Annotated in this window: 14 protein-coding genes; 11 read left to right on the top strand and 3 right to left on the bottom strand. The window is 60.3% G+C overall.

Annotated elements, in window-relative coordinates; translation table 11 throughout:
* Positions 1-44: 44 nt before the first annotated feature.
* Positions 45-1,025 carry a DUF3500 domain-containing protein gene (locus tag ACILSO_RS20820; protein WP_395739381.1) on the top strand — a complete coding sequence of 327 codons (981 nt, stop codon included), beginning with the start codon at positions 45-47 and terminating at the stop codon, positions 1,023-1,025.
* Here the strand turns inward: ACILSO_RS20820 and ACILSO_RS20815 are convergent, their stop codons facing one another.
* Together ACILSO_RS20815 and ACILSO_RS20810 are read right to left on the bottom strand one after the other, a co-directional pair.
* Positions 1,026-1,181: a hypothetical protein gene (locus ACILSO_RS20815; RefSeq protein WP_395739380.1), complete on the bottom strand. Its 156-nt coding sequence runs from the start codon at positions 1,179-1,181 to the stop codon at positions 1,026-1,028.
* Positions 1,178-2,926: a sodium:calcium symporter gene (locus tag ACILSO_RS20810; protein WP_395739379.1), complete on the bottom strand. Its 1,749-nt coding sequence runs from the start codon at positions 2,924-2,926 to the stop codon at positions 1,178-1,180. Before ACILSO_RS20810 ends, ACILSO_RS20815 begins: the two co-directional genes overlap by 4 nt.
* 120 nt (positions 2,927-3,046) lie before the next feature.
* Here ACILSO_RS20810 and ACILSO_RS20805 point away from each other — a divergent pair, with 120 nt between their 5' ends.
* The 3 genes from ACILSO_RS20805 (at position 3,047) to ACILSO_RS20795 (ending at position 7,022) form a co-directional block, all read left to right on the top strand.
* Complete coding sequence (locus ACILSO_RS20805; protein WP_395739378.1) at positions 3,047-4,366, top strand: S8 family peptidase; 1,320 nt, start codon at positions 3,047-3,049, stop codon at positions 4,364-4,366.
* 105 nt (positions 4,367-4,471) lie between these two features.
* Positions 4,472-6,493 carry an ATP-dependent helicase gene (locus ACILSO_RS20800; protein ID WP_395739377.1) on the top strand — a complete coding sequence of 674 codons (2,022 nt, stop codon included), beginning with the start codon at positions 4,472-4,474 and terminating at the stop codon, positions 6,491-6,493.
* 31 nt (positions 6,494-6,524) lie between these two features.
* On the top strand, positions 6,525-7,022 hold the full coding sequence (locus ACILSO_RS20795) for a DUF6714 family protein (protein ID WP_395739376.1): 498 nt from the start codon (positions 6,525-6,527) through the stop codon (positions 7,020-7,022).
* A 64-nt stretch (positions 7,023-7,086) separates the two neighbouring features.
* On the opposite strand, the gene ACILSO_RS20790 is transcribed toward ACILSO_RS20795, so the two are convergent.
* Positions 7,087-7,590, bottom strand: coding sequence for an FKBP-type peptidyl-prolyl cis-trans isomerase (locus ACILSO_RS20790; RefSeq protein WP_395739375.1), 504 nt, complete (start codon positions 7,588-7,590; stop codon positions 7,087-7,089).
* Between the two features lie 123 nt (positions 7,591-7,713).
* Here ACILSO_RS20790 and ACILSO_RS20785 point away from each other — a divergent pair, with 123 nt between their 5' ends.
* From ACILSO_RS20785 to ACILSO_RS20755, 7 genes are all read left to right on the top strand, one after another.
* On the top strand, positions 7,714-7,926 hold the full coding sequence (locus tag ACILSO_RS20785; protein ID WP_395739374.1) for a hypothetical protein: 213 nt from the start codon (positions 7,714-7,716) through the stop codon (positions 7,924-7,926).
* Entirely contained in the window at positions 7,923-8,309 is a 387-nt protein-coding gene (locus tag ACILSO_RS20780; protein ID WP_395739373.1) for a VOC family protein, read from the top strand. Before ACILSO_RS20785 ends, ACILSO_RS20780 begins: the two co-directional genes overlap by 4 nt.
* A gap of 164 nt (positions 8,310-8,473) precedes the next feature.
* A complete protein-coding gene (locus ACILSO_RS20775; protein WP_395739372.1) occupies positions 8,474-10,546 on the top strand; it encodes a DUF1549 domain-containing protein in 2,073 nt (690 codons plus the stop codon).
* A 23-nt stretch (positions 10,547-10,569) separates the two neighbouring features.
* On the top strand, positions 10,570-11,862 hold the full coding sequence (locus ACILSO_RS20770; protein ID WP_395739371.1) for a DUF1501 domain-containing protein: 1,293 nt from the start codon (positions 10,570-10,572) through the stop codon (positions 11,860-11,862).
* A gap of 187 nt (positions 11,863-12,049) precedes the next feature.
* Positions 12,050-13,360 carry a Gfo/Idh/MocA family protein gene (locus ACILSO_RS20765; protein WP_395739370.1) on the top strand — a complete coding sequence of 437 codons (1,311 nt, stop codon included), beginning with the start codon at positions 12,050-12,052 and terminating at the stop codon, positions 13,358-13,360.
* A gap of 24 nt (positions 13,361-13,384) precedes the next feature.
* Complete coding sequence (locus tag ACILSO_RS20760) at positions 13,385-14,224, top strand: hypothetical protein (protein ID WP_395739369.1); 840 nt, start codon at positions 13,385-13,387, stop codon at positions 14,222-14,224.
* Positions 14,225-14,285: 61 nt separating this feature from the next.
* Positions 14,286-14,483: a hypothetical protein gene (locus tag ACILSO_RS20755; protein ID WP_395739368.1), complete on the top strand. Its 198-nt coding sequence runs from the start codon at positions 14,286-14,288 to the stop codon at positions 14,481-14,483.
* The last annotated feature ends 88 nt before the right edge of the window (positions 14,484-14,571 follow it).

The raw sequence follows: 14,571 nt of genomic DNA, 5'->3' as shown, positions 1-14,571 counted from the left end.
ATTTCCTGCTGGTCTTTTGCGGCAGATTCTGAGAGGATGGCAGCATGAACACCTTTCTCTCCCCCTTTGACGGGAAGTTTGTCAGTCGCCGCGAGATCCTGCGTGCACTGGGCGCCTCAGCGGCCTTCACCGCCTTTCCATCCCTGAGGGCGGTCAATGCTGAGAAGGATTCCCTGCCCGTGCAGTTCTACAAGAGTCTCACCGAGGAGCAGCGGGCGAAGATTTTGCTGCCGCTGGATCATCCGAAACGTGGCTTCGTGAGCAACTGGTGGTATATCTGCCCGGAGCAGCGCCTGCACACGTTTTACACCAAGGACCAGCAGGACCTGGTGCGGCAGATTTTCGAGTCATTTCATCATCAGGACTACCGTGAAAAGATGAACTGGCAGGTGCAGAAGGACCTGATGGGCAACATCAAGAACACGCCTTCGGTGGGTTTTTTTGGCACGCCGGAGGACAAGGACTTCGAGTTCATCTACACCGGGCACCATGTGACGCGCCGCTGCCACGCCGCCACCGACCGGGGGCTGGGATTTGGCGGGAGGCCGATCTTTTACGGCAACTTTGCCAAAGCCTTCAACGAGACCAAGGACCACGAGGGCAATCCGTTCTGGTATCAGGGGCTGCTTTTCAATGAATTCGTGCAGACGCTGGATGGCAAACAAAGGGCGAAGATCCTGGTGGGCGCCGAGCCACGTCCGGAGAATCCGGCGAAGGTGATCGAGAAGCGCAAAACCGACCTTCCGGGCCTTTGTGGCGCGGATCTGAGCAAGGATCAGCAGGCCAAGCTGCTGGAAACCATGCGCAAGATGCTGGTGTGCTTCCGCCCGGATGACGTGGCGGCCACGATGAAGACGATCGAGGACAAAAAGCTGGTGGAGCGGGTGTTTGTCTCCTGCTACGACGGCAAATTCGACATCGGCGAGGACAAAGTCTGGGACACGTGGCAGATCGAAAGTCCTGAGTTTGTGTGGTACTTCCGCGGCTACCCGCACATCCACGGGTATTTCCACCTGCCAGTCTGATCAGCGGTCCGTATCTCTGTCTGGCACGTGCAAGTCCACGCCATGAATCTTCTCGGATTCATGCGGGGTGGACAGCACTTTGGCAACACACCAGCCAAAGAGGAGGGTGACGGTGCCGACTGACAGCAGCATGACGATGAGTCCGGAGGTGGTCATTTGGGTGGTGGTGCTGAGTGGTTGTCCAGCCCCTGCTCGGCACGGCGGAAGGCCTTTGAGCGTGCCGCCATGAGGACGAAGACGATGAGCAGCGCCACCAGCAGCCCGATGCTGAGCTGCGCCGGGAGCCTGGCCTCACGGCCAAACAGATCCGTGACATAGGAGGAGGCGGCTCCTGACTGGAAGGTGACGAGGTCGATGCCCAGCACTTCCTTCATGAGCCACATGGCAAAGATGGTGAGCAGGAATGCCGGACAGACCCAGCGGATGATGGGACGAAACAGGCGCGGCACCGGGAAGGCCGCGCCCTTGTTCATCTCTGCAAAACCACGGTCGATGCCCCAGATCCAGCCAAACACGATGACCTGAATGGTGGCGAGAGTGAAGATGAGAAAGGTGCCTCCCCAGAAGTCCAGGGTATCGAGCGCCTTCAGATCGCGGCTGTAGTAAGCAACGAGGCTGGTGCCCGAGGTGGTGAGAAAACCGAGCAGCGCGACTGAGACGCGGCGGCCGACTCCGAGCGCCTCCTCGATAAAAGCGATGCCGGGCTGCAGCATCGCGATGGAGCTGGTGATGGCTGCAAGAAAGAGCATGAAGAAGAACGCGCCGCCAAAGAACGAACCGGCGGGCATGCGGGCAAAAACGAGGGGCAGCACCTTGAAGCCCAGACCCACCCCTGCCTGCCCGGCGATGCCTGCCACGCCGAGGAAGGCCACTGCCGCCGGCACGGTGATGAGACCGCCCAGCGCCACTTCGCAAAACTCGTTTGCACTGCTGGCGGTGAGACCGCTGAGGACCACGTCGTCCTTTGGACGCATGTAGCTGGCATAGACAATGATGATGCCAAAGCCGACGGCGAGGCTGAAAAAGATCTGCCCCGCCGCGGCGAGCCACAGGCTGGGATTGGCAAGCTGCGTCCAGGGAGAAATGGTTTTCAAGACGAGCGCCCCATGGCTGGCCGCGACTTCGGCCTCAGCCTTGGCGAGAGCCTGCGCGCCGACGACCTCGCGAATTTTTGCCGCATGGCCCGTCGTGGACTGCACCACCAGAACTTTGCTGGGGTTCCACATGTAGCCGAGACCGTTTGCCACCGTGTCATTCGGGCGGGCGGGATCTGGAGCGCCGAGGGTAAGCACACGCACCAGCACCACCATGGCGAGGACGATGAGCAGCGGGAGACCGATGTTGCACATTTTTTCAATGCCGCCGGAGAGCCCGCGATAGATCAGCCAGAAATTGAAGACGAACACCGCCAGCAGCCAAGGCAGGGTCTTGTCCATGCTGAACTCCAAGGAAGCTGCATCCGCCGTCGCACCGGTGAAGGCATTGTAATACTCGACGGTGCCCTGGGCATCGTGCAAATGCAGGCGGCCAGTCCAAAAGTTCACCGCATAGCCAAGGCACCAGCCTTCGATGACGACGTAGTAGAGATAGATGACCACCGGGATGATCACGCCAATGACACCGGCGTACTTCGCCCAAGGCCTGCGGATGATGACGGCAAAGGCACCCGGTGCGGAATGATAGCCACGGCTGCCGGCATAGCGTCCCATGGCCCACTCCGCCCACCCGATGGGCAGGGCGATGATCAGAAACGAAATGGCATACGCCAGCATGAAAGCTCCGCCGCCATACTGCGCCGCGAGCCCCGGGAAGCGCAAAAAATTCCCCAGCCCCACCGCGCTGCCGGCCACGGCCATAATGACTCCCAGACGTGAGCTCCAGGATTCCTTGGTTTGCGACATGGGGCGAGGTTAGGCAGTGCGCGGCGGGACGACAAGGTGGCAGTTTGAGAAAGTGTGCGGCGATTCTCCAAAAGCAGAACTCGCGCCACGACGCGAATGTGCGAGGATTGCCCAACGTTCATGCGTCCCACCCGTCTGCCCGTCATCGTTTTCACCGCCGCCCTGCTGCTCATGGCCAGCTCTGTGGCATGGCTGATGTGGGAGTCCCAGGAGCAGTCCAAGCTGGCAGCGGAACTCGCCCGCACCAAACGACCGCCAACCGGCAAAAGAGTGCATCCCGCGACCGTACCGCAGGCGCCCGCCTCCCCTTCCAGCAAGGTGTCCATGCCCGCTGAGCCTGAGCCGCCTGCCAGCACGACCACCATCGCCACACTCAATGTGCCCGGCTCCATGCCGAACGAGGCGTTGCTCACATTTCGCAGTGCCGAGGCGCTGGCTGCGTTCCGGGAGCGCGCCGCCGCGCTGGGGCTCGAAGTGCTGGGTTACGACTCGAAACTGCGCATGGCGCGCGTGCGCTTCCAAAATCCGGCGGCCCTGGAAGGAGACCTTAATGCCCATGCCTCGGACTACAGCCGTGTGGGTCCCAATCCCATCGTAAGCATCCCGAGACTGCCTGCCGCACCTGCGCAAACGGACGTGGCCAATCCCGGTGGCCGGGCGCCGTTTCGCGGACAGGGGCTGGATGCCATCGGTGCTGCGGGAAATCGGTCCGGCTGGGGTCAGGGAGTGACCGTGGCCATCATTGATTCCGGCGTCACCGCGCATCCCTCTCTGGCCAATGTGCAGATCACGCACTACGACATGCTGAATGATGGCAGCGCCCTCAACGGCCATGGCACGGCGATGGCCTCGCTGATCGCAGGGAATGATCCGAACGTTGGAGGCGTTGCACCCTCCGCCAAGCTGCTCGACATCCGGGTGGCAGACAGCAACGGCAACAGCAACACGGCCCTGGTATCCTCCGCCATCATCAAGGCTGCGGACCTGGGGGCGCGGGTGATCAACATCAGCCTCGGCGCGGCGGGAGATTCTCCGGTGCTGGATGAAGCCGTGCGGTATGCGATCAACCGGAACATCGTGGTGGTGGCAGCGGCGGGCAATGATCAGCAAACCACGCTTTCGATGCCAGCGGGCATTCCGGGTGTGCTCAGCGTGGGGGCGGTCGATGCGAACGGTACGCAGGCGTATTTTTCGAACTCGGGACAGGGACTGGTGCTTGTCGCCCCGGGGGTTGGCATCGTGTCCGGATATTCCGACGGCAAATTTGTGATCGGCAGCGGCACCTCGCAGGCCACGGCGATCACGAGCGGCGTGGTGACCTACCTTCTGGGTCGGGGGTACGGCGGTTCAAACATCATTCCGCTGCTGACGCGGACCGCAGAGCCGCTGCAAGCCCCGGCCACCGCAGTGGGAGCCGGATTGATCCAGCTGCCGAAGTAGGTCCAGGAGCGGCCGAAAGAGCCCCGCATGGAGTTTCAGGCAACTCTTGCCCCGATTGACAGCGTAGCGAGCTTGACCTCCTGACCTCTTTCCCCTAGTTCAACCATGGCCCGCAACTACACGCTGCACAGCACGCACGAATCCAGCACCCGCATCGACTACAAGGCGGAGCTGAACGAGCAGCAGCATGCGGCGGTGACGAGTCCGCCGGGCCAGGCGCTGGTGATCGCGGGAGCGGGCAGCGGCAAGACACGCACGCTGACCTATCGCGTGGCGTGGCTGCTGGACAACGGCATTCAGCCCGAGTCCATCCTGCTGCTGACCTTTACCAACAAGGCCGCGCGGGAGATGCAGGAGCGTGTGCAGGCGCTCGTGACGCATGATGCCAGCCGCATCTGGGGCGGCACCTTTCACTCCATCGGCAACCGGCTGCTGCGCTACAATGCGGAAAGGCTGGGCTATCGCAAAGGTTTTTCGATCATGGATCGTGAGGACCAGAAGGACCTGATGGAGACGGTGCTGGGGAGCAGCGGCATCGACACCACGACGTACCGCTTTCCGAAGGCGGAGGTGCTGGGAGATATTTTTTCGCTCGCTGACAACACGCTGCGCGACCTCAAGGAGATCATCCACACGCGCTATCCCTACTTTGAAGAGGTGGCCTCCGGCATTCTGAAAATGCGCAAGCTGTACCAGGAGAAGAAGCGTGAGACGAACTGCATGGACTTCGACGACCTGCTGGCGCTGACCGTGCAGCTGCTGGAGGAAAACGAGGACCTGCTGGAGCGCTACCGCAGGCAGTTCGAGTTTGTCCTGGTGGACGAGTATCAGGACACCAACAGCCTGCAGTGCCGGCTGGTGGAGCTGCTCACGGGACCGCAGGGAAACCTGATGGTGGTGGGAGATGATGCGCAGTCCATTTACTCCTGGCGCGGGGCGGATGTCTCGAACATCCTGGAGTTTGACCAGCACTGGCCGCGGGCACGGGTGCATAAGATCGAGGTGAACTACCGCAGCGTGCCGGAGGTGCTGAACCTGGCCAACGCGGCGATCGCCATGAACCGCGGGCAGATTCCCAAAAACCTGCAGCCTGCGCGTGAATCGAAAGGCATGCTGCCTGCGCTCGTCGCGCTCGACAGCTCGAGTTCGCAGGCGTCCTTTGTGGCGCAGCGCATTCTGGAACTGCAGGACGAGGGAACCGAGCTCAACGACATCGCCATTCTCTACCGCGCGCATTTCCACAGCATGGAAATCCAGATGGAGCTGACGCAGCGGGGCATTCCGTTCCACATCACCAGCGGCCTGCGTTTCTTTGAGCAGGCGCATGTCAAAGACGTGGCCGCCTTCATGAAGTTCGCCGTGAACCGGCAGGATGAAGTGAGCTTCATGCGGATGGTGCGTCTGGTGGAAGGCATCGGCAATGTGAGCGCCGCCAAGCTGTGGCAGGAGTGGCTCAAGTCGGATGCAGCCAAGGCGGAGACCATGAGCGGCAGTTTCTCGGACGTGCTGCTGCAGCTGAAGGTGCCGAAGAAGGCCAAAACCACCTGGGAGCAGTTTGCCTACACGCTCGATGAACTCATCGACAAAGAAGGCAAAACAACGGCACCGGCGCTGATGATACGGAGCATCACTGAAGGCGTGTATGAGGACTACATGAAGGCGAAGTTCAAAAACTACGAGCAGCGCCAGCAGGACCTGGAGCAGCTGAGCAACTTCAGCGACCGCTTCACCGACCCGCTGGAATTTCTCAGCCAGCTCAGCCTCCTGAGCGGCGTGGACACGGACAACAACCCGGCGCAGCGGCAGCAGGAGGAGCGTGACGCCGTGACGCTGACCACCGGGCATCAGGCCAAAGGCCTGGAGTGGAACGTGGTCTTCGCCGTCTGGCTGGCGGACGGCATGTTTCCGCATAAACGCGCCGTCGAGGAAGGCGGAGACAGCGCCCTGGAGGAAGAGCGCCGGCTGTTTTATGTGACCGTGACGCGGGCGAAAAATGAACTGTACCTGACCTATCCTCTCATCAACCACCAGGCAAGGGACGGCGACATCATGATGCGGCCTTCGCGCTTCATCACGGACCTGCCGAAGGATCTGGTGGAGGTGTGGAATGTGAAGAGCGGGTGGTAAAACGCGTTCGCGAACTTCAGTGCGCATTCACATGACCGCTTCTTTTCCCAGCCGCGAGGAGCTTCGCCAGCGAGGCGTCCGCAAAGAGGCAATCGCAGAACTTTATGAAGTCTGGCTTGCCGCCCATGCCGAGGGCATGAAGCTGGCAGAAAGACTTTCAGACATATTTGGTGATCCGCCCCGTCCCAAGATCACGCTGCATGTGGCGCGCGGTTACGATGACGAGTATAATCTGTCGGCGGAAAGAGTCGAAGAACTCGGCGCGCTCGATCCCGAGCAGCATTGGAACGAAGTAAGCCATGAAAGCACATGCCAGTTTCAGGAATACTTCACCTTCTCTGATGCCGAAGGCTGGCGCTTCTATCTCCCGGCGTTTCTGCGTCACTATCTCGCCGAGTTTCCTCTTTCTGGACGGGATGCTGTCTATCTGGCCTGCATCAGACGGGAGCACTTCCATTTGTTCACGCCCGAACAGGTGGCCTTCGTTGACGAGTTCTTAGACTTGTGCCGTTTGTGGGAGGAGCGATAACCTCCCCAAAAATCCGCAGTGCCTGCCTTTCAGCCACATCCAGCGCTGCCTGAGACTCAGTCTCTCAATCCTTGATGTCGATGAGCTCCACCACGAAATGCAGTGTCGCATTGGGAGGGATGGAGCCTTCCCTGCCCTGCAGGCCGTAGCCGAGATAGCCGGGGATTTCGAGCTCGATCATTCCGCCTTTGTTCACAAGCTGCAGGCCTTCGGTCCAGCCTTTGACGACCTGGAAAAGGCCCAGCGTGACGGGCTTGCCGTTCACGTAGGAACTGTCGAAGATCCTGCCATTGAAGAGCCACCCATGGTAGTTCACCTCCACACGGTTCTGAGTGGAGGGCTTGGGTCCGGAGCCTTTGCGCAGGATGCGGTATTTCAGGCCGGACTCGGTGGTGGTGAAGGTTTTCGCCGCGCTTTTATCGATGGGACCCGCTCCGGGAGGGAGGGTCGGAAAAGGCACATCTTCAGCCCGGGTCATGCCGGCAAGAAACATCATCCCGAGCAACACAAAGCCAAGCGCTTGGAGTTTGGACGACGAGGAGCGATAGAGGCTGCGGATGGTGTTCATCCAACAGAAGAGACTTCATGACTCCCGTTCGTCAAGCGTTTACGGGCCGGCTCAGGCAAAGCACTGGGACGATCGCACGCTCGACATTGAGAACGGACAGCGAATAATGGAATCGCAATCGTCATGAACCACTCCATCGAGATCACACGTTCCGAGGCCATGCCCACCGCCGTGATCCGGCGGTTTTGCGCCGACCAAGGTCATCGCCTCACAGGGGTTTCGTGGGAGATCTACGGCCACTGGGATGAAAGCTGGAACAAAGATGCCTCCAAGATCCGAACGGATGTGTTTTACCAGCTGGAAGACTGCACATCCCAAACAACGAAACCCGCATGACGACGCCAGATTACCAGGCCAAAACTCTGAGTCCGATCATTCCCATCGCCGACATGGAGCGCAGCATTCGATTCTACGTCGAGGTGCTGGGATTCCATACGGCCATGCAGTCGGCGGACTATTCCATCCTGACTCGTGATGGCACGGCGCTGCACCTGACACTGGCGGCGGATGCGTCCGTGCTGGAAGTCACGCGCAAGCACATGTCGTTCTATTTGAAGATCTGCGGCATTGAAGCGCTATGGAGGCACGTCTCCGCCTTTAAGGACCGCCATCAAATCCGTGACCTCTCTGACCGTGACTATGGCATGCGGGAATTTCACATCCTCGATCCTGATGGCTGCCTGATTTTTGTGGGGGAGCCCCCACCCAAGACAGCCTAGAGACATTTTTCACAAACCGTATAAGCGACCGAGGCGCAGGGCGTGAAAGAAACAAAGTAGGGGCTTCGCCTACCCCGTTGAAATTGAGATGCAAAAAGATGTGAAACTTCCCAGAAACGCTATCGTTTAACCACGCATCGGCCGGATCACCGGACGATTTCACCATGAAAACGCGCCTCTTCCTTCCCCTAGCCTGTGCTATGCTCGTCACCGGCCTCCAGGCCGACAACGAAGTCTATCGAACCTGGACCGACGCCCAGGGCCGCAAACTGGATGCAACCTTCCGTGGCATCGAAAACGGGAACGTCTTCCTCCAGGTGCGCAATGGGTACGTCTACCGCCTGCCGATCGACAAGCTCTCCGCAGCCGATCAGGAGGCAGCGCGTACGCTGAAGCCCCAGGGGCTGGGCATTCCTGCGGATCCCAATCTCGCGCAGGCAGCGGCGCAGATCGACATGCTGGTGGAGGCCGGGCTGAAGAAAGCCGAGCAGAAGCCCAACCCGCTGGCCTCGGACGAGCAGTTTGTGCGCCGCGTGTTCCTGGACCTGGCGGGCCGCATTCCCACACGGGAAGAGGCGCTGGAGTTCATCAATGACACGAGCGTTTCCAAACGAGCCAAGGTGATCGACCGCCTGTTGAAGTCGGAGGGCTACAACAGCCACCTCTTCAACTACTTTGCCGACATGCTGCGCATGGCGGATGTGGCGCAGAAGGCACGCTTCTACACCTACCAGGACTGGCTGAAAGGGCAGATCGCAGACAACGTGCCGTGGAACAAGACCGTGTACAGCATGATGACCGCGGACGGCAAGCTGCTGGAGAACGGCGCCACCGGCTACCTGCTGCGCGATGCGGGCATGCGCCTGGACAATCTGAGCCTGACGCTGAGCACCTTCATCGGTGCGAACGTGTCCTGCGCGCAATGCCATGACCATCCGTTCGCGGACTGGACGCAGCGCCAGTTTTATGAAATGGCAGCGTTCTTTGGCGCCACGGAGACCTACGGCGCCAAGGGCAATGCAGGCGGCATGCAGGGCATCAAAAAGGTGCTCGCCTCCCTCGGCGACAAACGCCTGCAGCAGCAGGCGAAAAATCTTCTGCGAGTGAACGGCCTGATGGTCGAAGACACCAGCGAAAACGATTTGAAGATGCCGGATGATTACAAGTATCCAGATGCAAAGCCTGGCGACCACGTAACGCCGAAGCTGGTGACGTGGAGTGATGACAAAACGAAGAAGGCGTATCAGGGAGTGCAGACCACCAAGCATGACGAGCAGCTGCGCGACCAGTTTGCCAAATGGATGACCTCCCCGGACAATCCGCGCTTTGCCATGACCATCGCCAACCGCATGTGGAAGCACATCTTTGGCGTCGGCGTCAAGGAGCCGGTCACTGATCTCGACGATCCGAACGCGAGCGTGAATCCGGCGCTGCTGCACCACCTGGCGAATGAAATGGTGCGGCTGAAGTTTGACCTGAGGCAGTTCCTGCGCGTGCTGTGCAACACCCAGACCTACCAGCGCGAGGCCACGAGCCACGAACTGGCGGACAACACTCCCTACCTTTTCCCCGGGCCGATCCTCCGCCGCATGACCGCGGAGCAGGCGTGGGACTCCTGCGCCACGCTGGTGGTGGGTGCGGATGTGGAAAAGTTCAAAGGCCACCGCGGCGTGACCTATGCCAAGGCCATGAACGTTGATTTCAGCGGCAATGCGTCACCCGATGTGATCAAGGGCCAGATCGAAAACGCCGTGGCCAGCATGCGCCAGTTTGGCGGAGCGGGCGGCAATCCCAAGAACAACGCGAAGAAGAAGAAAATGGCCGCTCAGGAGGAGGATCTCACCGTCGCGCCGCCGGTGCGCAATGGCATGGTGCTGGCGCGTGCCTCAGAACTGCCGCAGCCGGAAAAGGACCAGCATTTCCTGCGCATGTTTGGCCAGAGCGACCGCCAGATCGCCGACAGTGAGAGCGAGGAGGGCAGCATCCCGCAGGTGCTGATGCTCATGAATGGCGAGGCCCAGCGTGTCATCGGGCAGAATGATTCTCTCGTGGTGAAGACGGCCGACGGCATGGACACCCCGGAGAAGAAAGTGGAAAGTCTGTACCTGAGCTTTTTCAGCCGGAAACCCAAGCCCACCGAGCTCTCCAATGCCGTCGCTGGACTGGGCAATGGAATGACGATGCGAGATCTGACCTGGGTGCTGTTCAACACCCGCGAATTCATCTTTGTGGAATAACCCTTCTCCCCCCCTTCCCCGTCATGAAACTTCAGAATCAACTCGATCCCCTCACCCGCCGTGCCTTCTGTGAGCGCTGGGCCAGCGCCGCTCTGGGAGTGACTGTGCTGCACGGCCTCGGCGGTTCCGCGTTTGCGGCAGAAACGGCCAAGAGCGCCGCCGCCCCTTCAGGCCCCGGATTTGGCAAAGCCAAAAACGTCATCTTCCTGCAGATGGTCGGGGGCATGACCCACATCGACACACTGGACCCGAAGGATGGACCGACCCAAGGCCCGAAGAAGCCCGTCAGTACGAAGGCCGGCTTCCAGCTCGGCGGTGTCATGGAAAATCTGGCCAAGCAGGCGGACAAGATCAGCATCATCCGCAGCATGACCTCCAAGACCGGGGTGCATGCCGCCGGGCAGTACGTCATCCGCACCGGCTATGAGCAGCGCGGCACGATCAAGCACCCGAACATCGGCGCTTGGGCGCAGCATTTCCTGGGCTCCAGCCACAAGACGCTGCCCTCCAGCGTGTGCGTGAACCGCCAGCCGCAAAACGGGAACGGCTTCTTCCCCTCAAGCTTCTCCCCCCTGCCCATCCTGGACCCTGATTCAGGTCTGCAATATGCAAAGAGCGAGGCCACACCAGAGCAGATGATCAAGCGCTTGGTCATGCTGGACCAGCTCGACGCCGGATTCCGTGACCGCTTTCAAACCTCCGAGGTGAAGAGCTACACACAGTTCTACGACAAGACGATCAGCATCATGTCCAGCACCGACCTGGAGGCCTTCCAGCTGGATGATGAACCGGCTGCCCTGAAGGAAAAGTACGGCAAGGGCAAGTTTGGCCAGGGCTGCCTGCTGGCACGTCGTCTGGTGGAAAAAGGCATCCGCTACATCGAGGTGGCCAAGGGCGGCTGGGACATGCACAACAACATCGACGACGGCCTGGATGAACACGGTGCCGAACTCGACCAGGCGCTGGCCGCGCTGCTGGAGGATCTCAAGGAACGTGGGCTGCTGGAGAGTACGCTCGTCGTGCTCTGCTCCGAATTTGGCCGTGGTCCAAAGATCAACAGCAACGCCGGGCGCGACCATCACCCGAAAGTGTTTTCCACCCTGCTCGCCGGTGGCGGCGTCAAAGGCGGCTTCATTTACGGTGCAAGCGACAAGGAAGGTGTTGCCGTGGCCGACAAGCAGACCAGCCCGCAGGATTTCCTCTCCACCATCGGCTGGAGCCTCGGCCTGCCCATCGACGAGATCGTCATGTCTCCGAGCAACCGGCCGTTTACGGTTGGGGACAAGGGCAAGGCGGTGATGGATGTCTTTGCGTAGGGGTGGTAGCGGCCGGCAAGGAATGCGCTCGCGAGCTTTAGCTCGCTCTGGGAGGCTCGGCGCCTCGTCCGGAGCGAGCTAAAGCTCGCGAGTGCATGTCCGTCCCACCTGACGCGAGACCGATTCCGCGCAAGCAGTTCAAAACGCTGGCGTATTTTGCGGCAGCCTGCTTTCATCGCGCCTGACCATGACCTCCCGCCGCCACTTCCTTTCCGCCAGCACCGCTGCGTTTGCAGCTTCGTCTTTTCACATTTTCGGAGCTGATCCGGCCAAGAAGTATCGCACGGCGCTGATCGGTTCCGGCTGGTGGGGCATGAACATTCTAAAGGAGGCTGTGGCCGGAGGGCGTGTGAAGGTCTGCGCCTTGTGCGATGTGCATGAAGATGTGGCGTCAAATGCGGGCGATGCCATCAACGGGCTTTCGGGTGACGATCCGAAGCTGTACAAAGACTACCGCGAACTGCTGGAGAAGGAGAAGCCGGAGATCGTGATCATCGCCACGCCGGACCACTGGCATGCGCTGCAGACGATCGCGGCGTGCAAGGCGGGTGCGCATGTTTATGTGGAGAAGCCAACCGGGCACACGATCAATGAGAGCAAGGCGATGGTGAAGGCTGCGCGTGAAGCGGGAGTGGTGGTGCAGGTGGGACTGCACCGCAGGATCGGACCGCATCACGTGGAGGCGATGAATTTCCTCAAGTCGGGAGCACTGGGCAAGGTGGGCATGGTGCGCGCCTTTGCCGACAGCCGAGGAGGCCCCGAACAGCCGAAGCCAAACAGCCAGGTGCCCGAGGGCATGGACTGGGACATGTGGTGCGGGCCCGCCCCCGTGCGTCCCTTCAACTCCAAGATGCACCCCGGTGGCTGGCGCAATTTCCTCGACTACGCCAACGGCACCATGGCCGACTGGGGCGTGCACTGGCTGGATCAGATCCTGCTGTGGAGCAATGAAAAGGGTCCAAAGAAGGTCTTCTGCACGGGTGGCAGGCCGGTGGCCGGCCCCGCAGTGCTGACTGACAAGGAGCAAACGACGGATGCGCCGGACCATCAAGTGGCCACCTTTGAATTTGAGCAGTTCACCGCCGTGTGGGAGCACCGCAAGTTTGCCGAAAACAACAACGAGAAGCACAAGATCGGCTGTTACTTCTATGGCGAGAAGGGCGTGCTGCACATCGGCTGGCGCGACGGCTGGACCTTCTATCCCGCCGATCCCAAAGGCACCCAGCAGCACGGCGACCACAAGCTGCAGGAACCCGACGGGCACAACATCGCCCTGCTCTGGTCCGACTTCATTGACGCCATCGAGAAGAAAAAGAAGCCTGTGGCCGACATCGAGAGCGCGCACCGCTCCACCTGCCTGCCACTGCTGGGCATGCTCAGCTACAAGGCCGGGCGCAGCATCCAGTGGGACCCTGAAAAGGAGCTGATCATTGGCGATGCAGAAGCGAGCAAACTCATGGAGCGCGAGTATCGCAAGCCGTGGGCGTATCCGGTTTAACACTCCCGACAATCCCGCTGCCTCATGCAATTCCGCGCCTTTTTTTTGATGCTTGCGGCAGCATGTTCCGTGGCGGCTGCGGACCTGCCCACGGTGGATCAGGTTTTCACCGCGTCCACGCATCCCATGCAGTATGTGGTCTCACTGCCCAGCCAGTGGGAGGCGGGGAAAAAGTGGCCGGTCATCATCGCACCAAACGCGCATTATGGAAACAAGGCCGCGACGATCCAGATGCTCTCCCCGCTGAATGAAAAGCGGAAGGCGGGGTTCATCATCGTGTCTCCCATCGTGATCAATTCCGATCCCGTGGGGCCGATGAAGGAGTATCAAGGCGCCATCGCCGATGGAATTCGCGCCGCCGATGCCAAGATGGGCGAGGGCGGGCGCGATGATGACGCACGCGCGGCGTTTGATTCCGCGGGCATCCGTGCGGTGCTTCAGGATGTGCAGCGGCTGTATGGTGGCGAAGAGCGGGTGTATATCACCGGTTTCTCCGCCTCCACACACATCGTTTATCTCTTTCTGTTCACGCACCCGGAACTGCTGAAAGGCGCCTTCATCAACTCAGGCGTCTATCGCGGCCGAGGCGTGGATGAAGATCACCTGCCGCTGGTGAACTCCCCTGAGCGCGCCCGGGTGGAAATCCAGTTCATGGCAGGAGAGCAGGACAAAGGGGCCAAGATCTACGCCGAAAACTGGGCGGCGGCGAAGGCTCTGCTGAAGAACTGCGGGCACCCGGAGGCCCGGTTTCACGAGGAAATCATCCGGCAGGGCAATGCGGAGAACCTGCCGGTGGGCCATAACTGGTATCCGGCGCGGATCATGGATTTTTTTGTCCAAATTCAGCAGGAGGGCGGGAAATAGCCCGCGGCCACTCTGCGCTCTGAGAATTGCCTGAAGCTCCTGATTGCCGTATATTGCGCCCGTGAATCCTGACGCAGACAATAATAGCAAGCCTTTCGCGGCCTCAACAACGACCAGCCTCAAACATCTGCGCTATGAACAAAAGCCGAAGGGTTCATGGAAAGGGCTGGTGGGGACCATGAAAGGATGTGATTTGTCAGAAGAAGCCTTCCGTCTCGGCGCTGAGTGGCGCGAGCAGATGAATCGCGATGGCAGGTAGCGTTTTTCGCGATCTCCCCGCCCCCAAAATATCTGCACTTCAGGTTGCGATTTCCGTCAGGTTTCGACATGGCTCTGTGAATCAGGCA

It is taken from the genome of Prosthecobacter sp. (assembly GCF_044226605.1).
GTDB lineage: Bacteria > Verrucomicrobiota > Verrucomicrobiia > Verrucomicrobiales > Verrucomicrobiaceae > Prosthecobacter.
The sequence above is the reverse complement of the archived record's forward strand: the minus strand, read 5'-3'. Positions and strand labels throughout refer to the sequence as shown.